The organism is Amycolatopsis sp. PSD-21 (assembly GCF_055561455.1).
On record NZ_CM145712.1, the window covers coordinates 2,646,931 to 2,669,625 of the forward strand.

Below are 22,695 nucleotides of genomic sequence, written 5' to 3' on the forward strand. Positions count from 1 at the left end.
GCCGTCGCGACTGCTCGGAGCAGTCGCGACGGCCTCGGCTCGCTGGAAAAGAGGGATACATGTACGACGTCATCGTCGTGGGTGGCGGCATCGCGGGGTTGAGCGCGGCTCAGGTGCTCGGCCGAGCGCACCGGAACACACTCGTGATCGCGGGAGGAGAGCCGCGGAACGCCCCCGCCGACGCCGTTCACGGGGTGGTGAGCCGCGACGGCACGCCGCCCGGGGACTTCGCCCGCGAGGCGAGGGCCGAGCTCGAGAAGTATTCGAGTGTGACCGTTCGCCGCGACAGCGCCGTCACCGTCGACGGGGGAGGCGGCGATTTCGTCGTCCAGCTGGGGAACGGCGAGATCGTCGGAGGGCGGCGCCTGATCCTGGCCACCGGGGTCACGGACGATCTCCCGGCGATCGAGGGCCTCTCCGAACGCTGGGGACGCTCGGTCTTGCACTGCCCGTACTGCCATGGTTGGGAGGTTTCAGGCGGTGCCTTGGCGGTCGTCGCGCTGTCGGTCCTGGACGCCTACATGGCTGCCCACCTGACACAGTGGAGCAAAGACGTCCTGTTCTGCGTGAACGGCGTCGAGCTGTACGAGTCCCAGTACGTCACACTCAACTCCGCCGGAGTCCGGGTTCACCCGGGCAAGGTCGTCCGGCTCGGTGGAGACGGTCCGGGCCTCGGAACCATCGAGTTCGAAGACGGGCAGATCGTCACCCGCGATGCGCTATTCGTCCAGGCACCCACTCGCCAGCGCAGCAATCTGCCCGCCGACCTCGGCTGTGATCTGCACGAAGACGGAACCGTCGTCGTGGACGAACTGGGGAAGACGTCCATCGACGGCGTCCACGCCGTCGGGGACATGGCGAGGAGGCAAACCCAGGAGCCGGGCCTCACTTTCGTGGCGACCGCGATGAGCGACGGCGTGCTGGCGGCGATCGCGGTCAACCGGGAGCTGTTCTTCACCTCACTCGAGTTCGGCTAGTTCGGCTAGTGGTGTTTCTGGCCGGTGGGTGCCGCGGGCCAGAATCGCCCGCAAGTGCCGGTACACCGACTCGATCTCCGGTACGTCGAAGCGGGCGGCGTTGTACATGAATTCGCCGGCGAGAGAACCGTCAGACGGCCGCCTATGCAGGTAGATGAACAGGTCGGCGGGAGGCATGTCCACCTCGCCCGAACGGTCAGGCCACCACGGCGCGACGTCGACCGGGCCAGCGAGACCGGGCAGCCGCACGGTTCCGGTCTGATCGTCGACCCACTCGAGCGCGATGCCCTGGGTGCCCATGTTGTTGACGGTGGCGAACTCGGAGATCGACGCCATCTCGGTCAACGGCAGTGTCTGGTGATCCCAGGCCTCGCGCATGCCATCACGGACTCGTCCTACGACCTCCGCGAACGAAGGGCTGCCCGCGAGGCTCGTCGGGAACATCATGCCGTGAACGAAACAGCCGACCACGTTCTCCAGCTCCGGCCGCGTCCGCCCGCCCACCGGCGCCGAAACGGTGATCACATCCTCCCGGACCCTGGCCCACACCATCGCCTGGACAGCGGCCACCAGTACGGCGAAAACCGTCGTCCGCTCGCGCCGAGCCAGGCCGGTGGCGGCGTCAAGGATTTCCGCCTCGAAGGCCACCGGGTGGACACGACCACGCATCTCGTTGAGCGGCACCGGAGGCTTGGAGCTCGGGAGCTGCATGGGTGGCGCATCAGCCATACGACGGCGCCAGTAGTCGGCGGTCGCTTGGAGACGTTCACCAGTGAGGTGAACGCGTTGCCATGCAGCGAAGTCGAGGTAGTCGACCGGCAGCGGTGGTAGCTCCGCCGGCAGACCGATCACCGCGCCACGGTAGAGCTCCAGCAGGTCACGATGCAGCAGCATCATCGACCAGCCGTCACACACCATGTGGTCCAGTCCTAGGTGCAGGACGAAATGCTCGTCCGTGATCTTCACGAGCGCCGCGCGGTGAAGCGGGCGATCCGCCAGCGGGTCGAACGTGGCCACTACGTCATCGCCGAGAATGCGCGCCACTTCACCCATGGCGGCATCCGCGGGAAGGCCGGTGAGGTCGTACTCGGCGACAGGCGTCGCGACTTCGTCCAGCACTCGCTGCACGATCTGTCCGTTCGCGCCATGTTCGAACGTGGAACGTAGCGCGGGGTGCCTGGTCGTCAGAGCGGATAAGGCCTGGCGTAACGCGGAGAGATCCAAGGAACCGTGGAACGACAGGGACATGCGCGGGACGTACTGGGTGTTTCCCGGCGTCATCGCGTTCAGAATCTGGATCATTTCCTGCGCGAAGGTCAGGGCGACGGGTTCGGCACGGTCGATGTGGGGCACCGGCGGAAGTCCATCGGCAGGCAGCTTCCGCTCGAGGTAGCCGGAGAGTTCGCCGACGGTGGGTTTGTCGAAGATCGTGCCGATCGGGACGTCGATGCCGTCGCGGTGCAGCGCGGAGGCGAGCCGCATGCTGGTCAGCGAGTCACCACCCAACTCGAAGAAGTTGTCCTCGAGTCCGACCTCGTCGACACCGAGGGTCGAGGCCCACACGGACGCCAGCCGGGCTTCCAGTTCGGTTCTCGGAGGGGTCGCCCGCATCGCGGCAGGCGAGGGTGGCCGGGTCAGCACAGGGAGGGCTGAGCGGTCAACCTTGCCGTTGGCACTGAGGGGAAGTTCCTCCAGCGGGACGAAGACCGCGGGAATGAGGTATTGCGGCAGGCGTTCGGCGAGGTGGTCGCGGAGTTCCTTGCCGGATACAGCTGTCGGCGTGACGACGTAGGCGACCAGGCGTTTGTCGGTCTGTCCTCGGGCGATGACCGTCACGGCGGCCACGCTGGGGTGTTCGAGCAGGGCCGCTTCGACTTCACCCGGTTCGACGCGGAATCCGTGGATCTTGACCTGGCCGTCCAGCCTTCCGAGGAAGCGGATGACTCCTTCGCGGTCATAGCGGCCGAGGTCACCTGTTCGGTAGATCCGTTCGCCGGTAAGCGGGCAGGAGACAAAGGCGGCTCTGGTGCGATCACCGTCCCGCCAGTACTCGCGGGCCAAACCTCGGCCTGCGATGCAGAGTTCGCCCGGCACTCCGGCGGGGACCGGCTCGAGCGCGGCGTTCAAAATCCGGAACCGTTGGTTGTCGAGCGGCGTGCCGTAGGGGATCGAATCCCACGTCGCGTCCATCTGGTCGATCGGATAGCTGATCGACCAGATCGACGCTTCGGTCGCCCCGCCCAGACTTACGACTGCGGCGTCGGGTGCCACTTTGCGGAATCGGCCGGGCAACGAGACGGGAATCCAATCCCCGCTCAGCAACGCGAGCCGGACCGAGCTGAAGTCTGGTGCCGCGTTCTGGGCGTGGTCGACCAGGACGTCCAGCACAGCGGGCACCGAGTTCCAGATGGTCACGCCATGATCGGTGATCCACTCCGACCAGCGGGCGGGCTCTCGTGCCGCCGACGGTTCCGGAAGCACGACTGCCGCACCCGCCGCGAGGGCGCCGAAAATATCGTAAACCGACAGATCGAACGTCAACGCGGAAAGGTTGAGGACCCGATCGCCGGTTTTCACCTGGTGCCGCTCGTTGATGTCGAGGATCGTGTTGGCGGCGGCTCGGTGTTCGATCGCGACGCCTTTCGGTACTCCTGTCGAGCCCGACGTGAAGATCACGTAGGCGAGATCGGAAGGCGCGCCGGTGTCGATCGACGCCGACGACCGGGTTTCGGCGGGGTGCGCGGGAACGGTCAAGGCCTGGATGTCCCCGAGGGCGCGGTTGTCGGGCTCCACGATGGCGACCTTGCATCCACCGCGGTCGAGCAGGTCGGCGCGGCGGGCCGCCGGCCACCGTGGATCGATCGGGAGATAGGCGCCGCCGGCGCGGAGCACCGCCACCACCGCAACCACCTGCCGCCACCCTCGGTCGAGGATGACACCGACCAGCTGATCCCGGGCGGCCCCGTGGTCGGCCAGCTGGTTCGCCAGGGCGGCCGAGTGCCGCTCGAGGTCGGCATAGGTCAAGGTCCGCTCGGCGTCGATCACGGCGACAGCCTGCGGGGTTGTGGCGGCCTGCCGGAGGAAGAGGTCGTCCAACCGTTGATCTGTCCGCTCGATCGTTGTCGCGTTCCAGGTTTCCTGCTGGGCGAGTTCTTCGTTGCTCAGCATCACCAGCTCCGAGGTGAGCTGTCGCGGATCACCGACCATGCCGGTGAGGATGGTGCGCAGATGGCTCGCGAGACGCAGCATCCACGGGCGGTCGAACCGGGACCGGTCATAGGTGATCCGGAAGCGGAGCTGCCGACCGCCCGTGATCACCACGGTCAGGGGATAGTTGGTGACACCACTGCTCAGCACCGTTCCGATGCTGATCGCACCGACCGTTTCCTCGGCCGTCGCGTCCGTGAGGTGGTTCTCGAAGGCGAGCACGGTCTCGAACAGCGGCACGCCGCGGGGTACGTCGGTGTATGCGTGGATGTCGAGGAGCGCGACATGTTCGTGCTCCATGGCTTCGAGCTGATCGCGCTGCAGGTGGTGCAGCCAGTCGTCGACCTGCTCGGCGGCGACGGTGGTCCTGAGCGGGGTAGTGGTGACGAACGGGCCGACCATCTCTTCGACCCGTGGCAGGCCGAGAGGGCGCCCGGCGCTCGTGACGCCGAAGACCACATCGTCGGCACCCGTGTAGCGGTGGAGCAAGACCGCCCAGGCGCCTTGTACCAAGGTGCTCGGCGTGAGTCTCTCGGAACGGCACAGCTCCTGCAGAGTCTGCGTTTCGTTGGATGACAGTGCGATCTGCACGGAGGAATGTCCGCCGGCGGGATCGGGTTCGAAGCCGTCCGGAAGCCGCAACGGCGTGGCGAAGCCCCGCATTCGCTCGCGCCAGAATTCCTTGCCGGCGGTCATGTCCTGACCTTTGAGCCAGGCCACATGGTCACGGAACGGTGGACGCGACGACGGCGTGGGCTTTTTCCCAGAGCACAAGTCGTTGTGCACGCCAATGAGCTCGCGCCGGAGTTCGCCGACGCTCCACCCATCGAGAATTCCGTGATGGCAAGTCCATACCAGCCAGTTTTCGGCCGGTCCGAGCTCGATCAGATCGAGGCGTACGAGCGGAGCGTACGCGAGGTCAAGGGCGGGGATGCTGTCGACGAACTCCTGCAAGCGGTCCGCTCGCTGTACGGTAGGGATTCGGCTCCAATCGTGCTGATGGAGGTCGGCCACAACGGTGCGATGTACCGCCTGGAGCGGGGTTTCCGTGGCTTCCCACACGAAGCTGGTGCGAAGCACGGCGTTGGCGTCGACGACTTGTTGCCAGGCTTCGGCGAGCAGCGGGGGATCGACCCGACCGGACAAGCTCCAAACGACCTGTTCCCGGTAGATCTCCTGGTCCGTGGCGCTGAGGGTGTGGAAGAGCATTCCTTGCTGCGGGAGGGTCAGCGGGTAAAGATCCTCGACATCAGCCATGGGGACGTCCTTTGCGGCGGTCCAGTACGGAAAGTACGTCTGCGAGGGCGGTGGGGGTCAGCCCCGCCAGCGGGAAGTCGTTGTCCGGAGGACCGTCGACGCCGGTGTCCGGCCGAGTCGCTTCGCCGTCGTGCCGCGTCCGAACGAGGACGGATGCGAAGCCGGCTACGGTGGGGTGGTCGAAGAGTTGCCGTTGCGATCCGGTGAGACCGTGCCGCCGGGTTTGGATGACGATCTGCAACGCCGTGATGGAGTCCCCTCCCAGGTCGAAGAAATCGTCGTGGACGCCGACGTGCCCGACGTTCAGTACGTCGGCCCAGACCGTCGTCAGCAATCGCTCCTCGGCAGTGCGCGGAGCGTCGTCGCTGTCCCTGTCTTCCGTCCGTGAGATCGGGGCAGGAAGTGCCCGGCGGTCTACCTTTCCATTGGGCGTAAGGGGAATGTCAGCGACGAACACGAAGGCCGACGGGATCATGGCACGGGGGAGCGTCGAACGCAGGAAGCGCCGTATGGCCGATGTCGAGGGCTTGTCGCCGGGCGCCCGGACGTAGCCGACGAGACGGTCGTCGCGCACTACGACGACGCTGTCCTCGATGCGGGGATGTTTCCGCAGTGCGGACTCGATCTCCGCCGGCTCGATCCTGGCACCGCGGAACTTCACCTGTTCGTCGCGGCGGCCCAGGAACTCCAGCTGGCCGTCAGGGCGGTACCGGACGTAATCGCCGGTCCGATACAGCCGAACCCCGGTGTGGGGGTGGTGGACGAAGACCTCCCGGGTGAGATCCGGCCGGTTTCGGTAGCCGTGCGCGAGTCCGAGCCCTTCCAAGCAGAGCTCGCCGATCGCGCCACGAGGTACGGGACTCAGCGCCGTGTCCATGACGTGTGCTCGTGTATTGGCCAGCGGCCTCCCGAGCGGCACGGCCTTGTCGCCCGGCTCGACACGATGAGCGAGTGACCAGATAGTCGTTTCGGTCGGTCCGTACAGGTTCCAGAGTCGGGTGGTTCTCCTCAGCAGTGCGTCGGCCAGATCCGGCGACATCTGTTCGCCGCCGCACCAGCCACGCAACCGGTGAGAGCCCATCCACCCGTCGGCGATCAGCATCCGCCAGGTCGTGGGCGTTGCCTGCAACAACGTGATCTCGTGGTCATGAAGAGCCTCGGCCAGCGCAGTGGCGTCTCGTGTCACGTGTGGCTCGGCGAGGACCACCCGCGCTCCGGCTACGAGGGGCAGGAACAGTTCGAGCGCCGCGATGTCGAACGCGACTGTCGTGATGGCCAGGAGTCGGTCGCTCGCGTCGATCCCCGGTTCGCAATGGAGGGACGACAACGCGTTCGAGAGTGCGCGGTGGCTGATCTCGACTGCCTTCGGGTGGCCGGTCGAACCGGACGTGTAGATGACATAAGCCGTGTCGTCCATGCTGCGTCGAGCCGCCGGCGCGGGAGGAGACTGCTGAGCCGGTACATCGATGTCGATGATGTGCCGCGTTGTCTGCAGGAGGTGGTGGGTGGTCGCGTCGGCGAGCACGGCGTCGGCGTTGGAATCCTCTAACTGGAGGGACAACCGGGTCGGCGGGTGGTCCGGGTCGAGCGGCAGATAGGCGCCGCCACAGCGGAGGACCGCCAGCAGCGCGAGGATGAGATCCGCTCGCCGGCGTAGACACGCACCGATGAGGGAGCCGGGGCCGAATCCGTATGCTCGGAGGGCGTCGGCGAGAGCGTGGACGCGGGCTTCCAGACGCCGGTACGTCATGTCTTCCTCGGAGGTCGTGACCGCGACGGCGTCGGGTGACGAAATCGCTTGGGCGGCGATCTGGAGGTCGACGGGGAGGTGACGTGGTTCGGTGCTGTGGCCTTCCAACGGTCGTTGGTCGTGTGAATCGAGCATCTTCAGCTCGCTGAGGCCGGTGTCGGGCCGATGGACGACTTCTCTGAGCAGAGCGGCCAGGTGGCGGCTGATCTGTGCCGCCTGGTCGCCAGTGACCCGGCTCGAGTCGAATTGCAGGACCAGCCGCGGCCGAGGATCGGTCTCGAGGAACAAGGTGAGTGGCCACTGCGTGCGGGTGGCCACTGAGGTGCGGACGATGTCGAGATCACCGGACCGCCAGCGGGTCCGGTTCGCCGGATGGTTGTCGGTGATGACCGCGGTGTCGAAGAGCGGGGCACCGTGGGACTGTCCTGTTCGGCTGTATGCGCTCGGCGACGCGTGCTCGTGGGACTGGCAACGCAGGCGTTGTTCTTGAAGGTCGGAAAGCCATGCGGCGGCGGAGCGAGACCGTGGGACGGTCGTCCGCAACGGAAGCGTCACGACGTAGCTGCCGACGGACTCGTCGATACCTGGGATCTCGGGCGGACGCCCGGCAGAGGTGATTCCGAAGACGACTTCCGCCGATCCAGTGTATCGCGACAGGAGCACCGCCCACGCGCCGTGCAGAATCGTCGTGATCGTCAGGCGGTGGGCCCTGGCCAGCCGTACCAGCTCCTCAATCGACGACTCGCCGATGTGGACCGCGAGCCGTTCGTGCGCACCGCCCGGTCCGTCGGCGACAAGCGGGAACCGGTGAGGTTGAGCACCATCAAGCGTTCTCGTCCAGAACGTGTTTTCGACTTCGTGGTCCCGTTGATCACGCCACGCGAGGTAGCGGCCCTGCGTCGGCGATGAACCGATCGCCCCTTCATGACCCAGCCGCCTGGCTTCGTAGAACTGCCAGAAGTCGCGTTCCGAGATCGCGAGCGACCAGCCGTCCAAGACGACGTGATGCATTCGCCACAGGATCTCGCTGCGCTCGTCGTCGAGACGAATCAGAAGCGCCTCGGCAAGTCCGTCCCCGTCGGTGTTCAGTGGTCGTGCCCGCCAAGCGATTCGTAACCGCTCGGCCTCGGCGGACTTCGCCCTGGGCTCGCTGAGACCGCGTAGATCGGCTAGTTGCCACGGAACGACCTGGGGCCGGGAAAGGTCGAACTGTGGCCGGCCGTCGTCGTCCCAGGTAATGGTTGCACCCAGCAACGGATGCTTCGCGTGCAGGTCGTTCCAGGCGGTGTGCAGGTCGTCGGTACTGACCGCGCCGTCTACTCGATAGCGGCTGTGAACAACGTAGGTTGTGGCGTCTGGATCAGCGAGACTCGCGGCGAGAAGGGCCGCTTGTGTATCGCTCAGCGGAAACACGGTCCGCTCGGTGACGACGAGGTGGTCGCTGTCGGTATTGGTGAGGAGCGCGGCCTGGTCGGCGAGCGTAGGGGCCCGGAAGAAATCTTCAGGGCTGAGGTGGTATCCCCGTGCAGCCAGGTGGTGGAGCGCGACTGTCGCGGAGAGGGAGGTGCCGCCCAGCTCGAGGAAGTTGTCGTCGATCCCGAAGTCGTCGAGGTCGAGTGCTTCACTCCATGCTCCGGCGACGGCGAGCTGATCGGCTGTCTCCGGTGGAGCACCCTGCGGGCGGCGCCCGGTTGGCATGTTCAGTCGCCCTCGGTCGACCTTGCCGTTGTCGTTGAGCGGCAGTTGCCTTTCCAGAACGAACAGGGAAGGGATCAGGTAGTCAGGAAGCTTCCGTTCGAGGATCTCGCGCCACATACGGACGAGCGGGCGCTCCAAAGCCTGCGGCCGGGGGAGATTGGTGAAGTCCTCCCATGCGGCTCGCTGTGAGAGCTCGTTTGGGGCCGGGGCGGGCGGACGTCCGGCCACCTGCGCTGTGTTCACTGCGGCGGTCAGCTCGGCGACGGTCATGCTGTCCTCGCCGGTCTCGACGAGGTCGAGCAAGGCTCGTTCGCGACCGAGTCGGACCTCGAAAGCCGCGGAGGTGTCGTTCAGCCCCAGGTGGTCGACGCTGTCGAGGCCGATGACGACGTCGTACCGGTACTTGTGCAGCTCGGCGGGACCGATCTCCTCGCGCGGTCGCACGTCGATTGAGCCGACACGGTCTGACAGTCGTCGCAACGCGGGGAAGAAGGCCGGATCAATGGCCAGTTCGTGCTCGGTGGCTGCACGGTCGTCGATCCGCTTCCGCAAGTCACGCAACGGTTCGGCACCCGACGCGTGACTGAGTTCGATGTCTGCGTAGAGGAGCCGGAGGAGGCCCCGGTGGCGGACGTCGCCGATGATGATCCGCCCGCCGGCCGCGGTGATCCGGATGACCTCGGCCAGGACGTCGACCAAGTAGCCGGCCGTCGGGAAGTACTGAACCACCGAATTGATCACCACGGTGTCAGCCGAGCCGCTCGGCAGCACGGCGAGTTCATGCGCGGCATGCCGGCTCAGGACTACCTCGGCCGGATGCTCGTCGAGCCACGCCCGGACCTGGGCGAGCGCGGCCGGAGTGGGATCGACGGCACGGTAGCTGTCCGCGTGCGCTGCCAGCCGCCGCACGAGAATGCCGGTGCCACAGCCGATCTCTAGCACTCGCCGCGGTGGTTCCTCTAACACGATCTTCGCGATCGTGTCGGCCCACGCCTCCATTTCGGGTACTGGGAACGGTTCGCCGGTATACGCGCTGTTCCATCCCGCGAATTCGGGATGTTCGACGGTGAAGTCCACCGCAGCGTAAGTCTGCTCGAAGGCGTGGCGCCACATCGAGGTCACTTGCTGCTCGCTCGACAGGGGAGCGGGTACGACGTGCGCCACGAGTGTGGGTTCGCCGATGTTGTTCCGGTGGACGACCGCGGCGGCCTCGCGGATCTGGGGGAGGTTGTTCAGGGCTGCTTCGACTTCGCCGAGTTCGATACGGAAGCCTCGGATCTTCACCTGGTGGTCTCGGCGGCCCAGGAAATCGATCACGCCGTCGTCGGAGCGCCGGCCGAGGTCCCCCGTGCGATAGAGCCTGCCGTACCGCGGGTGTTCGAGGAAGCTCGCCGCGGTGAGGTCCGGCGCTCGCCAGTAACCCCGCGCGAGGCCCGCCCCGCCGATGTAGAGCTCACCCGGGACCCCGGCGGGGAGAGGCTGGAGGTGTTCGTCGAGCACGTGGAACTGCTGGTTGGTCAGTGGTCTCCCATACGGGATGGAGGTCGAGGAGCGAGGCCCGTCGGCGATCGGGTGGAAGATCGACCAGATCGACGCTTCGGTCGCCCCGCCCAGGCTGACGACGTCCGCGCGCGGAGCCTCGGACGACGCGCGTCGAGGCAGCTCGACGGGGATACGATCGCCGCTGAGCAAGATGAGGCGAAGACCGCGAAGACCCGCATTCGGCTCAGCCACGACACCGAGTGCGGCCTGCAGGAGCGCCGGCACGGAGTTCCAGATGGTGACACCCGCCGAAGCGGCCCGCTCCAGCCAGTGTCGTGGATCTTTCGAGCCGTCCTCCGCGAGGCAGACAATCGTCGCGCCGGCCGCGAGCGTCCCGAAAATGTCGTAAACCGATAGGTCGAAGGACAGGGAGGACAATGCGAGTACTCGGTCCGCAGGGCCTACGGCGAATCGTTCGTTGATGTCGAGAATCGTGTTGACCGCTCCGGCATGGTCGATCATCACGCCCTTGGGGGATCCGGTGGAGCCGGAAGTGAAGATCACGTAGGCGAGGTCGTCCGCGGAGCGCGCCGGCAGCTTGCCCGAGGTGGCCGGCACGGCGTTCGCCGGGACCGGAACCGCTTCGGCCGGAAGGTCTTCGCCGCCGGTCGCGGCCTGTCCGGTCACGACGAGCCGGGATTCGCATCGCCGCAGGACGTCGGCCTGGCGATCGCGTGGCCAGGACGGATCGAGGGGTACGTAGGCCGCACCGGTGTACAAAACGGCCAGGGCCGCGGCCGCCTGCTGCCAACCTCTCGGAAGGAGAATCCCGACGACTTCTCCTGGGCCGGCACCCTGGCGGGCAAGTGTGCCGGCGAGGGCGCGGCTCCGATGGTCGAGGTCCTGATACGTCATGGACCCGCCTGGCCAAGTGACGGCGATGGCGTCCGGTTGCCGCCGAACCTGCTCCTCAACGAGTTCGTCGAGGCGGTTGCCTGATCTCGACCGTTGTTCAGTGTGGTTCCAGCGGTCGAGCTCGACCAGCTCCGGCCCGGTCAGTGTGGGGACTTCGCGCAAGGGCGCATGAGGGTCCCGCATCCCGCCGATCGTGATGGCGGAAATCCAGGCACCCAGGGAGCCGAGTCTCATACCGGGAGGCAAGGGGCCGGCAATCGTGAGCCAGGGTGTCCCCTGCCGATCGGCCTGACAGACGAGCAACCAATCGGGTGAAGGGTGCTCCTGTTTGTCCGGTCGGCTGTTCAAGGTGGAACGAATCTGTTCGTTCAGGCGGGACCAGGAGCCCGAAGCGGTCACTTCGATCGCCAGATCCCGTACCTCGCCGGTGCGGGACGTCCATCGCAGCGTGACTTGCTGGTCCGAGGTCACACGTGACAAGAGCAGTGCGGTCGCGGACAGCGCCGCGATGTCGACGGCGAACGGGATCCGGGGGAACTCGGCTCGCGCCGGTTCGGTGAGCTGGACGGTGACTGCCTGAGTGGTCATCTGTCTCCCCGGCCGGTATGTCCGCGCACGGCGAAGAAGACGGCCTACGAGTCCCCCGAGGACGGCGTTGACCCACCCAGCCGCCCTATCCACTGTTCCGTGGATGATTGCACATCTGGGTGGCGATATTAAAGCCCTCATCCCCGCGCATGGTGTTCTTGGCGGGAATAAGGGCTTTGACCTGCTGGAAGCCGAAGGGGGCCTCGGCTCAGGAAATCAGGCCGCGGACGCTGAGATCTGTCTCTGCTCGAGTCGCCACTCGATCATTCCGCCGTCAAGCCGACGGGCCGGGCGCCCCTTCGCTCGCAGGAGACGAACGGCGTCGTAGGACAGGACGCAGTACTCACCGCGGCAGTACGCCACGATCTCCATCTCGGCGGGGAGCTCGGCCAGTCGATCGGAAAGCTGATCCAGGGGAATGGACTGGGCGCCCTCGATGTGGCCTGCCGCGAACTCCGAGGGTGGGCGCACGTCGATCAGCAGGCAGCGCTTCGTCCGTACTCGTTCGAGTAGATCGTTGCGGCTGACCGCTTCGACGCCATCCTCGCCGAGGAAGTCGCGTGCCGCCCGGTCGGTTTCGGCCAGCTGCTTGGCAGCGACTTTCCGCACCGCGACGAAGGCTTCGAGAACCTCCTCGCCCGCGAGGCGGTAGAAGATCCGGGTGCCCTCCTTGCGGCTCGTGACCAGGCCGCCCTGTCTGAGGGTCTGCAGGTGGGCCGACGCGGTGGTGAGCTTGAGTGAGGCCGCCTGGGCCAGGGACTCCACCGTGCGCTCGCCCTGGGCGAGCACGTCGATGAGCTCAAGCCGCTTCGGGCTCGCCAGAGCCTTGCCGACTCGAGCGAACTGCTCGAAGACGGCATCCTTGGGGCGCGCGTTGCCGGTCATTCGTCCAGTTTCTCATGGAGTTCTCGTTCTGCCGACGGCGGCATGGGTCCGATCGGGTGATGTAGGCAACATTGCCGACATGTGGGAGACACTTCAGGTAAAAGGCGTACCGCTCGGTAGCCCAAGCCCTGGCAACGGATCTCGGATTCCAAGCCGAGAGTCGCGCTGGTCTTACGTGTCCTGCACCATGCCTGCTAGCGTCAGGACTGTCGAACAGTCCTCCATGTAGTAATGGAGCAACAATGAGCCTTCCTGTGCACCCCCCGGCGGTCAAGCTGACTTCGTTGTCTCGCGGAGCGGGATGTGCGTGCAAGCTGCCGTTGTCCAAACTCGAGGACATGTTCGCCTCTTTGGGGACGGACCTGGAACCCGCTGCCGGCGATCTGCTCGTCGGAGCCGTCGAGGGGGACGATGCCGCGGTCTATCGCCTCGATGACGAACGCGCCTTGATCCTCACCACGGACTTCTTCACGCCGATCGTCGACGACGCTCGCGAATGGGGCCGGATCGCCGCGGCCAACGCGCTCTCGGACGTCTACGCGATGGGCGGTACGCCGATCATCGCGGTCAACCTCACCGCCTGGCCGGGCGACGAACTGCCCATGGAGCTGCTCGCGGACGTCTTGCGCGGGGGAGCCGACGTGGCGAAGGAGGCCGGCTGCTTTGTGGTCGGCGGTCACACCATCGACGACCCGATCCCGAAGTACGGAATGGCCGTGGTCGGACTGGCGCATCCAGAGCGGCTTTTCCAGATCGACAAGCTCGCCGAGGGCGACACTCTCGTCCTGACGAAGGCCATCGGCACCGGAGTCATCTCCACCGCGATCAAGAACGACGGAGCGGAACCCGCGTGGGTCGACGGGGCGATCGCGTCCATGACGATGCTGAACGCGGCCGCGAGCAAGATCGCTCGACAGGCGGGGGCGGTCGCGGCGACCGATGTCACCGGCTTCAGCCTCGCCGGCCACCTCCACCGGATGGCCGCGGCGAGCGGGCTGGCCGCGGAGATCGACGCGTCATCGGTGCCCCTGCTGGACGGGGCTCGCGAAGCCATCGCCCGAGGCTATGTGCCCGGTGGTACGCGGGCGAACATGACACATCTTTCCGGAAGCGTGACGGTTGATCCGCAAGTGCCCGAGGACGTGGCCGTCCTGATGCACGACGCCCAGTCTTCGGGAGGTCTGCTGTTCGCCGTGCCCGCGGGTGGGGACGCCGGTTCGGCCGTCGCCGCACTGCGGGCGGATGGTCATCCCGCCGCGGTGGTCGGCAGGGTTGTTGGGGGAAGCGCTGGCCAGGTCACGGTGCTCACTGGGCCGTAGTCGGGGGCAGTGCCGAGCGTAGGGAGGAACTATGAGCGCAGTCTTGCCTGACGCGGCTGGGGCCGGCACGAGATACGAAATCCCGTCGTCCTATGCCGATCTGCCACGGTATGGGCCGGACGTGACGGCGACGGTGGCAGCGGAGCTCGAACGGCGGTGGGCGGGCGACCAGAGCTTCCTGGGCACGATGTGTCATTACGCCTTGGTCCCGACGGGAAAGCTCTTCCGGCCCACGTTGCTCGCGGAGTCGGCGCTGGCGGTCGGTGGTGAACTCGACTGGGTGCTCCCGGCGGCCGTGGGCGCCGAGTGCGGTCACGTGGCGAGCCTCGTCCACGACGACATCATCGATCACGATGACCTGCGTCGCGGTCGCGCGTCGGTGCAGCACAAGTTCGGTGTCGGTGACGCGATCGTCGCCGGCGACGCGTTGATCTTCGATCTGTTCGCTGGGCTCGCCGAATGCCGGGAGGCGGGGGTGCCCGCCGATCGGGTCGTCTCGGCCCTTGCCGCGGTCTCGCGAGCAGGTCTGGATCTGTGCCGCGGGCAATGCCTCGAATCGGAACTGTCGCGGGATCTCCGCTTCGACGCGGACGCCTATCTGATGGTCGCCAAGCTCAAGACCGCCGCGTACTTCCGCGGTGCCTGCGAGAGCGGTGCGATCATGGGAGGAGGCCAGCTCTCCGACATCGAGGCGCTCGCCGCCTACGGTGAGTACCTCGGGATGGCCTTCCAGATTCACGACGACCTCTTGTCCTACGTGTCCGACCCTGAGGCCACCGGTAAATCCGCCACCAGCGACCTGGAGAACGCGCGGATGACCTTGCCGGTGATCAAGGCGTATCAGGCGGCGGACGAGGCCGAGCGGCAGATCATCCGGGATTGCATGGCGAAAGCCCTGTCGCCGCTCGATGCGCTGGATCTGCTCAACGATCTCTTGAGGCGGACAGGTGCGCTGGCGACGACGGCGGCGATCGCCCGGGACTACGCGCAGAAGGCACGCTATGCGTTGGACTGCCTGCCTCCGTCGGCGAGCCGGGATCGACTCTGCTGGATCGCGGAGCTGGTGATCGCGCGCGATCACTGACTCCGATCGCTGAGGGACGCTGAAGCCGGGGTGTGCGTCGCACACCCCGGCTTTTGTTGTGTGCCAGACACTTTTATCTCCGTCGAAGCGCGTGATCGGGGTCGTGATCGACTCACCCGGATGGCACTTGACCTTGATCGGGCGCTGGGTACCCTCAATTTAGGGTACCCAGGTAATAATTACCTATATTCACGGTATGGTGTTGCTCAGGCGCACTGCAGGTGCCGGGCGGCGCTCGCCGACATCCATGTGTACTGGGAGGAACTCATCATGATCATGTCCGGCAACAGGCGGCTCGCGCGCGCGGCGGTCGCGCTCGCGGGCGCCGCCGCACTGGTCGTCCTTGCGCAGCCCGCCAACGCGGACGCGCCGTCGATCAGTGTCAGTCCGGCGAATGGTTTGTCCGACGGGCAGAGTGTCGCCGTCACCGGCGGCGGTTTCCCCGCGGGTTCGGGTATCGCGATCGTTCAGTGCAACGCGCCGAGTGATCCGGCGCAGCTCAGCTGCAACTACGCGGACTACGTCTCGACGACGGCCGATGGGGCGGGAGCGGTATCGGCGTCCATTGTGGTCCGTTCGACATTCGACGGAACCAACCCGGTCACCGGGCAGCCGGCCGGTCAGGTCGATTGTGCCGCCGGACCGTGCTCGATCGCCGCGGGCAGCCAGGCTGACCCCTCGGTCTTCGCGCCCCCGGCGTCGATCACCTTCGGCGGCTGATTGAGGAGTCGCCGGCGGGAGCCGGGACACCCCCACCGGGCTCCCGTCGGCGACTCGATCAGGTCCGTTCCTTCAGTATCGCTTCCGCTAGTGCGGCGGACTCGGCGGTCACGCCGTTGACGAGCGCCGAGTTGAGCATTCCCTGCCAGGGCAAGCCGATCCAGAACAGGCCGGAGACCGGCGACACACCATGGTCCTGCAACGGTGCCCCCGCATCGTCGAGCGCGCCGTCCACCTTGACCCATTCATAGGAGGGCCGGTAGCCGGTCGACCACAGCACGCTGGGGAAGTCGTCGCGGCCGCCGTCCGCGAACACCACGGTCGAGGCTTCGCAGTCGACAACGGAGTGCGGGATGTGCCGGACGACGCCGCGGTCAATTTTGCGCTTTAGGGTCCGCCCGATCACCGTGTCCGAATACGGGCGGACGTACCGGGAAATCGCCGCATCCTTGTCGGATCGGAGCATGCCCGTCAGATGCAGGATCCAAAAGATGCTCACGCCGAACAAAGAACGTGGTGAAAACCCGATCGGGCCGTTGCTGGCGATCGTGACCGTGTGCGTCGCGGACAGTTCGTCGGCGATCTGGGCGGCCGAGTTTCCGCCGCCCACAACGAGAACCTTGCCGTCGGGAACGTCAGATGGGCGACGGTAGGAATGCGAGTGACCTTGCCAGACTCCGGGGTCCAGTCGCGTGGCGCAGTCGGGTATGCGGGGGGTGTGGAACGCGCCTGCCGCGATGATCACCTGTCGTGCGGTGAAGTTGTCATCTTGTCCGGACACCAGGAATCCCTCGGCGACCTGTTCGACCTTCTGTACGGAGAAGTTGTGTCGTACCGGCAAGTCGAACTTGTCCCGATAGGTGAAGAGAAAGTCGGCGATGTCGTCCTTGCGCGGGTAGTACGGGGCTGACTTCGGCAGCTTCATGCCTGGCAGGAAGTCGAAGGGGCGAGGAGTGAACAGCTCCAAGGAGTCCCAGCGCTCGCGCCAGGAATCGCCGGTACGCCCGTGGGCGTCGACGATTAAGAAGTTCAAACCGGCCTCCCGGAGCCGGTAGCCGATGCCGAGACCGGCCTGCCCGCCGCCGATGACCAGGGCGTCGTACTCGGCCATGGAACCCCCACTCGCTGTATCGGAAGCGCTCACGGAACCTTATCCTGCCCACTCGTCCGATATTCCACAATTAGCGGGAATATTGTATCGTGAGCCGGGTCCTGGCCCATGCCGGATCGATGATGGGGGATCGAGTGACGCTCCTCGACGACGTGCACGAACCCGGTGATCTCGCTGATTTGACCTACGACGAGCTCGAGGTCTTGGCGAGCGAGATCAGGAAGGAACTCGTGTCCGCCGTCTCCCGGACCGGTGGCCACCTCGGCCCCAATCTCGGCTGCGTCGAGTTGACGATCGCGTTGCATCGGGTGTTCGAGTCTCCGGCGGACAGGCTGCTGTTCGACACCGGCCACCAGACCTATGTGCACAAGCTCCTGACCGGACGGCGTGAAGGGTTCGGCGGCCTCCGGCAGCGAGGAGGGCTCTCCGGCTATCCGAGTCGTTCGGAATCCGTACACGATGTCATCGAGAACTCCCACGCGTCCACCGCGCTGTCCTGGGCAGACGGAGTCGCGAAGGCGCTGCAGCTGGCCGGCCGTCAGGACCGCGCCGTCGTCGCGGTCGTCGGTGACGGGGCGCTGACCGGGGGCATGGCTTGGGAAGCCCTGAACAACATCGGCGCAGCCCGAGATCGGCCGGTCATCATCGTGGTCAACGACAACGGCAGGTCGTACGCGCCCACGACAGGAGGAATCGCCAATCACTTCGCGGGCTTGAGGATGTCACCTGGTTACGAAGGAGTCCTTGCCGCGATCAAGCGGACCTTGCCTCGAAACCGCCGTGTCGGTGCGCCGGCCTACGAGGTGCTGCGGCGGCTCAAACGCAGCCTGAAAGATCTGTTGACGCCGCAGGCGCTGTTTCAGGATCTCGGGTTGAAGTATCTCGGTCCGGTCGACGGACACGACCTCGCCGCGGTCGAAACGGCGTTGCGGAGAGCGCGAGGACTGCACGCGCCGGTCATCGTGCACTGTCTCACGCAGAAGGGGCGCGGCTACCTGCCGGCGGAGAACCATGCGGACGACTGCCTGCACGGGCCGGGGCCCTTCGATCCGGTCACTGGCAGGTCGATCCACCAGTCGAAGGAGACCTGGACTTCGGTCTTCGGTACCGAACTGGTCGAGATAGCCGGAGCCCGCGCCGATGTCGTAGCCATCACCGCGGCCATGTTGCGGCCGACCGGCCTCGGAACCTTCGCGAAGAGGTTCCCCGAGCGGATCTTCGACGTGGGGATCGCCGAACAGCATGCCGCGACCTCAGCGGCCGGTCTCGCCCTGGAGGGCTTCCATCCGGTCGTTGCGCTCTATGCGACGTTCCTCAACCGTGCGTTCGATCAAGTGCTCATGGATGTCGCACTGCACCGCGCTCCTGTGACGTTCGTTCTCGATCGCGCGGGCGTCACCGGTGACGATGGCCCCAGCCACAACGGGATGTGGGACCTGTCGATACTGCAGATCGTTCCAGGCCTGCGTGTCGCGGTGCCCCGTGATGGACAACGGCTGCGGGAACTCCTCGGTGAAGCCGTCGCCATCGACGAGGGGCCGACGGCGCTCCGCTATCCCAAGGGACCTGTTCCTGAAGAGATTCCCGCTCTCGGCAAGCTCGGTGACATGGACGTCGTCTTCCAAGGCGGTTCGGAGGACGCGCTTCTCGTCGGTGTCGGTCCCATGGTCGAACTGTGCCTCACCGCGGCGAAGAGCCTGCGGGCGAGAGGAATTGGCTGCACTGTGCTCGACCCACGCTGGGTCGCACCGCTCGACACCGCCCTCGTCGACGCTGCGCGGCGCCACCATGTGGTCGTGGTCGTCGAAGACAACTGTGTCGCGGGCGGGGTAGGCGATGGCGTGGCCCGGATGCTGCGGCACCACTCTGTCCACCGGCCGATGAGCACGCTCGGCATCGCCCGGAAATTCCTCGATCACGGCAAACGCGCCCAGGTCCTCAAGGAACTGGAGCTCACCGCGGATTGCGTCGAGTCCCGGGTCGCCCAGCTCGTCGCCGAACACGCTCCTCGGCCGGTCGAGACAGCTACAGGCCGTCGGCCGGCGTGACATCGATCGGCAAGATCACTGGGAGGATGTCCATGAGCACGACCGAAACAATCGAGTTCCCACGGCCGGTGACGTCGGAAGGACTGCCGGATCCGCTCCTTCTGGAACTGGTCCGCGACAACCCGCTCGTGCCGGTGACCGGTCCAGGCGGCATCAAAGCGTGGCTGGTCGCCAGTGACGAACTGGCCCGGGAGGTGTTGTCCGAACCGGACCGCTTCAGCAATATGATCGATCCTTCGTCGATCAACAGCCGGGCCAACATGGTCGTGATCGATCCGCCGGATCACACCCGTCTCCGCAAGCTCGCCGCTCAGGCTTTCACCCCCCGCCGTGTTCGGACACTGGTTCCGGACATCACGGGGCTCGTGACGTCCCTGCTCGACGAAATGGAGGAGAAGGGCCCGCCACTGGACCTGGTCGACGCGCTGGCGATGCCGTTGCCCACGAGGGTGATCTGTCGGCTTCTTGGCGTCCCGCAAGACGACCAGAAGCATCTTCGGTACTGGTCGCACATCTTCACAGCGATGACCGCGTACACCTCGGAAGAGATCGGCACCGCTGTCGATGCCATGTATGCCTACATGCATCAGCTGGTCGCCGACCGGCGGAAGAACTTGGGTGAGGACATCCTGTCCCACCTCATCCGAGCCCGGGACGGCGAGGACGCCCTGACCGAAGACGAACTGGTGGCGACCGTGGTGCTGCTGCTGGTCGCGGGCAACGAAACGACCTTGAAGTCGATCACGCGCGGGACGATGACTCTGCTGCACACCGGTCAATGGAATCGGCTGGTGGCGGGGGAAGTCACGCCGGGCCAGGTCGTCGACGAGGTCTTGCGGCACCAGACACCCATCGACACCGGGCTTTTCCGTTGGGCGAAGATCGACACCGAGCTCGCCGGGGCCTCGATCAAGAAGGGCGACCAGCTGTTCATCAGCCTGCACCTGGCGAACTTCGATCCCTCCGTCCGCACCGACGCCCACGTATTCGACCCGGGCCGGGAGTTCGTCCCGCACCTCGCCTTCGGGCACGGCACTCACTTCTGCCTCGGGTCACCGCTTGCCCGCGCGGAGCTGGTCGAAGCGTTCGGTCAGCTGGCTCGCCGGTTTCCCACGCTACGGCTCGACGCGCCCCTGTCGGAACTCGAATGGACGGTCGGGTCGATGCTCAACGCTCCGACACATGTGCCGATTTCGTGGTGACCGGCGCACGATCACCGCAATGACCTGCGCATGGCTGCGCTCAGGAAGTCGACGGCGATGGTGAGGACCACCATCGCCGTCAGCGTGCTGAGCGCGGCACCGTAGTCGAAACCGGCCAACTGCTGCTGCAGGACCAGCCCGAGCCCGCCCGCGCCGACGACGCCGACCACGACGGTTTCGCGGATGGTCACTTCCCAGCGGTAGAGTCCGTAGGCGATGAATCGGGGTGCGGCCGCCGGTACGACGGCGTAACAGAACACCTGCACCTCCGACGCGCCGTGAGCGCGCAGCGCGCGTAGGGGCCGGCCGTCGAGATTCTCGGCCGATTCGGCCATCAGCCTCCCCAGGATGCCGACGGTGTAGATCGCGAGCGCGAATGCGCCGGGCAGGACGCCGGGGAACAGGACGAACAGGAACAGCAGGGCCCAGATGGGCGGTGGGATCGCGCGCATCACCAGAAGGGCGAGCCGGGCAAGCAGCATCAGCGACACGCGAAGCGAGATCGCCAACGGATGCCCGGAACGGGCGCGGCCCAATTCGGACAAGCGTGCCGCGGGAAAAGCCAGCAGAGCGCCACCGCAGAAGGCGATGACTCCGGCCAGCACCGACATGATCACGGTGATCGACGCTTCGACCACCAGCTCGGAGAAGCCTCCCGACCCCAGCGTAGGCGGCCACGCCGCGGCGAACACGTCACCGGCCGCGTCCCATGCGCGCGGCGAGAGCGCGACAGCGAGATCCAGGCCGACCCACCAGATCGCGAAAACCGGAAGCGCGCAGCCGAGGAGGATCGAGCCGGTGAGTACCGGGTCACGGCCCGCGCGCGTGGGCCGTTGCCGACGGCGGCGGATGGTCGAGCTCCAGCGATCAGCGGCCCAGCTGATGGCGATGACCGCGTACAACAACGTCCAGATTTCGTCGTACTGCAGCGTCTGGAAGCTGAGGGTGATCTGGAATCCAAGGCCGCCCGCTCCCACAAGACCCAGGATCGTGGCGCTGCGGATGGCGCACTCGAACCGGTAGAAGCCGTAGGACAACAGCTCCGATGTCGCCGCCGGGAGCAGGCCGTACAACATCGCCGACGTTCTCGACGCGCCCTGAGCGAGCAAAGCCTCGTACGGTCGGCGCCCCGTCTCGTCGATCAGCTCGGAGAATACCTTCGCGGTGACCGCCCCGAAGGGGATACCGATCGCCAGCACCGGAACCAGGGGATCGACGCCGAGGATCGCGAGGAGAAGCAATCCCCAGATGACCTCGTGGATCCCGCGAGGCACCACGAGAAGCAGTCGGAAAGCCGTCCATCCGGCCGCGCGGCGGCGCCTCGTCGATCGGGCCCCTGAGGACCACCAGGCTTGCGAACACAGAACCCCACCGACCAGCCCGATGACGAGGCTGAGCCCCGTTCCCAGGACGGCATAGCTCAAGGTCGTGACAGTCGAGAGCAGCACGAGGGAGATGAACCCACCGTCCAGCCGTGGCCGGACGGCCGCGCCGAAGAAGTCGCCGACGAGGTTCATGCCGTCCGGTTTCACGACTTCGTCCTGGCCCGCGACGATCCAGACGAGCGATCCCAGGGCGAGCGTGGCCGTACCGGCAAGCCAGAGCTTCCCTGAAGCGCGATTCGCGGGGCGGTCGAGCAGCGGCGTAGCCGTCGGGGTAGAGGCTTGTCGTGTGGAGATGCTCATCGTCCACGTCCCGCGGCCTCCATGGAGTACAACGCGTCGAGCCGGTCTGTGGTCAGCGCGACCGGAGGTTCGTCGAACATCACCTGTCCGCCTCGGATGCCGATCACCCGCTCGAAACGGTCCAACGCCATGTCGACGTCGTGCAGGCTTACGACGAGGGTGGTCGACGAGCCCGCGCAGATGTCGAGCAAGAGCCGGATGATCTCCCGGCCCCTCGCGGGGTCGAGACTGGCCACCGGTTCGTCCGCGAGGATGGCGTCCGGGCGCTGGACGAGGATTCGTGCGATCGCGACACGTTGTTGTTCGCCGCCGGACAGTTCGGAGGTACGGGCCTTGACCTTGCTCTCGATCCCGACGCGCTGCAGCGCGTTACCTACCTCGGCCAGGTCTCGCGGCCGCACCAGCGACAGTGCCGACTTCCACAGCGGCCATGCTCCCAGTCGTCCGGCGTTGACGTTGTGGACGACCTTGAGCTCGCCGACCAGATCGAACTGCTGGTGAATGGTGCCGATACGGCGCTGTACGGCGCGCACGGCACGGGTACCCGCGGAGGTGTAGTCGCATCCGGCCGCCTTGACCGAGCCCGACGAGGCCGCGGTCGTGCCGTTGAGCACCGAGAGCAACGTGCTCTTGCCGGCACCGCTCGGGCCGATCACGGCGACGCGTTCACCCCGGGAGATCGTGAGGTTGACGTTCCTGAGGATCTCCGCGCCGCCGAGACATACCTGAAGGTCTGTTACCTCGAAGAACGGTCTATCTGCAGGCAC

General features: G+C 66.3%; 12 protein-coding genes and 1 pseudogene. 6 read left to right on the top strand and 7 right to left on the bottom strand.

Annotation, left to right across the window (positions count from 1 at the left end):
- The first annotated feature begins 59 nt into the window (after positions 1–59).
- Positions 60–977 (top strand): NAD(P)/FAD-dependent oxidoreductase, encoded by a 918-nt coding sequence (locus ACZ1DY_RS12835; protein ID WP_465484487.1) that lies wholly within the window; start codon positions 60–62, stop codon positions 975–977.
- Here the strand turns inward: ACZ1DY_RS12835 and ACZ1DY_RS12840 are convergent.
- From ACZ1DY_RS12840 to ACZ1DY_RS12855, 4 genes and pseudogenes are all read right to left on the bottom strand, one after another.
- On the bottom strand, positions 960–5,441 hold the full coding sequence (locus tag ACZ1DY_RS12840; protein WP_465484488.1) for an amino acid adenylation domain-containing protein: 4,482 nt from the start codon (positions 5,439–5,441) through the stop codon (positions 960–962). The two genes, ACZ1DY_RS12835 and ACZ1DY_RS12840, sit on opposite strands and share 18 nt — an antisense overlap.
- Positions 5,434–10,002 carry an amino acid adenylation domain-containing protein gene (locus ACZ1DY_RS12845; RefSeq protein WP_465485648.1) on the bottom strand — a complete coding sequence of 1,523 codons (4,569 nt, stop codon included), beginning with the start codon at positions 10,000–10,002 and terminating at the stop codon, positions 5,434–5,436. Before ACZ1DY_RS12845 ends, ACZ1DY_RS12840 begins: the two co-directional genes overlap by 8 nt.
- A gap of 150 nt (positions 10,003–10,152) precedes the next feature.
- Positions 10,153–12,015: pseudogene (locus ACZ1DY_RS12850) on the bottom strand (amino acid adenylation domain-containing protein); the annotation flags it as partial.
- Between the two features lie 75 nt (positions 12,016–12,090).
- The gene (locus ACZ1DY_RS12855) at positions 12,091–12,759 is read right to left on the bottom strand and encodes an ArsR/SmtB family transcription factor (RefSeq protein ID WP_219151769.1); all 669 of its coding nucleotides are present in this window, start codon (positions 12,757–12,759) and stop codon (positions 12,091–12,093) included.
- A gap of 242 nt (positions 12,760–13,001) precedes the next feature.
- Here ACZ1DY_RS12855 and selD point away from each other — a divergent pair, with 242 nt between their 5' ends.
- The 3 genes from selD to ACZ1DY_RS12870 all read left to right on the top strand — a co-directional run bounded on the left by selD (position 13,002) and on the right by ACZ1DY_RS12870 (position 15,882).
- The gene (selD, locus tag ACZ1DY_RS12860; RefSeq protein WP_465484489.1) at positions 13,002–14,078 is read left to right on the top strand and encodes a selenide, water dikinase SelD; all 1,077 of its coding nucleotides are present in this window, start codon (positions 13,002–13,004) and stop codon (positions 14,076–14,078) included.
- A 31-nt stretch (positions 14,079–14,109) separates the two neighbouring features.
- Positions 14,110–15,162, top strand: a complete 1,053-nt coding sequence (locus tag ACZ1DY_RS12865; protein WP_465484490.1) for a polyprenyl synthetase family protein — start codon at positions 14,110–14,112, stop codon at positions 15,160–15,162.
- A gap of 270 nt (positions 15,163–15,432) precedes the next feature.
- Positions 15,433–15,882, top strand: a complete 450-nt coding sequence (locus tag ACZ1DY_RS12870; RefSeq protein WP_465484491.1) for an enediyne antibiotic chromoprotein — start codon at positions 15,433–15,435, stop codon at positions 15,880–15,882.
- Positions 15,883–15,940: 58 nt separating this feature from the next.
- Here the strand turns inward: ACZ1DY_RS12870 and ACZ1DY_RS12875 are convergent, their stop codons facing one another.
- Positions 15,941–16,993, bottom strand: a complete 1,053-nt coding sequence (locus ACZ1DY_RS12875; RefSeq protein WP_465484492.1) for a flavin-containing monooxygenase — start codon at positions 16,991–16,993, stop codon at positions 15,941–15,943.
- A 134-nt stretch (positions 16,994–17,127) separates the two neighbouring features.
- Here ACZ1DY_RS12875 and dxs point away from each other — a divergent pair, with 134 nt between their 5' ends.
- Positions 17,128–19,041 carry a 1-deoxy-D-xylulose-5-phosphate synthase gene (gene dxs / locus ACZ1DY_RS12880; RefSeq protein WP_465485649.1) on the top strand — a complete coding sequence of 638 codons (1,914 nt, stop codon included), beginning with the start codon at positions 17,128–17,130 and terminating at the stop codon, positions 19,039–19,041.
- 32 nt (positions 19,042–19,073) lie between these two features.
- On the top strand, positions 19,074–20,243 hold the full coding sequence (locus ACZ1DY_RS12885) for a cytochrome P450 (protein WP_465484493.1): 1,170 nt from the start codon (positions 19,074–19,076) through the stop codon (positions 20,241–20,243).
- Positions 20,244–20,254: 11 nt separating this feature from the next.
- On the opposite strand, the gene ACZ1DY_RS12890 is transcribed toward ACZ1DY_RS12885, so the two are convergent.
- Both ACZ1DY_RS12890 and ACZ1DY_RS12895 read right to left on the bottom strand, forming a co-directional pair.
- Entirely contained in the window at positions 20,255–21,928 is a 1,674-nt protein-coding gene (locus ACZ1DY_RS12890; protein WP_465484494.1) for a PhnE/PtxC family ABC transporter permease, read from the bottom strand.
- Complete coding sequence (locus ACZ1DY_RS12895) at positions 21,925–22,695, bottom strand: phosphonate ABC transporter ATP-binding protein (RefSeq protein WP_465484495.1); 771 nt, start codon at positions 22,693–22,695, stop codon at positions 21,925–21,927. Before ACZ1DY_RS12895 ends, ACZ1DY_RS12890 begins: the two co-directional genes overlap by 4 nt.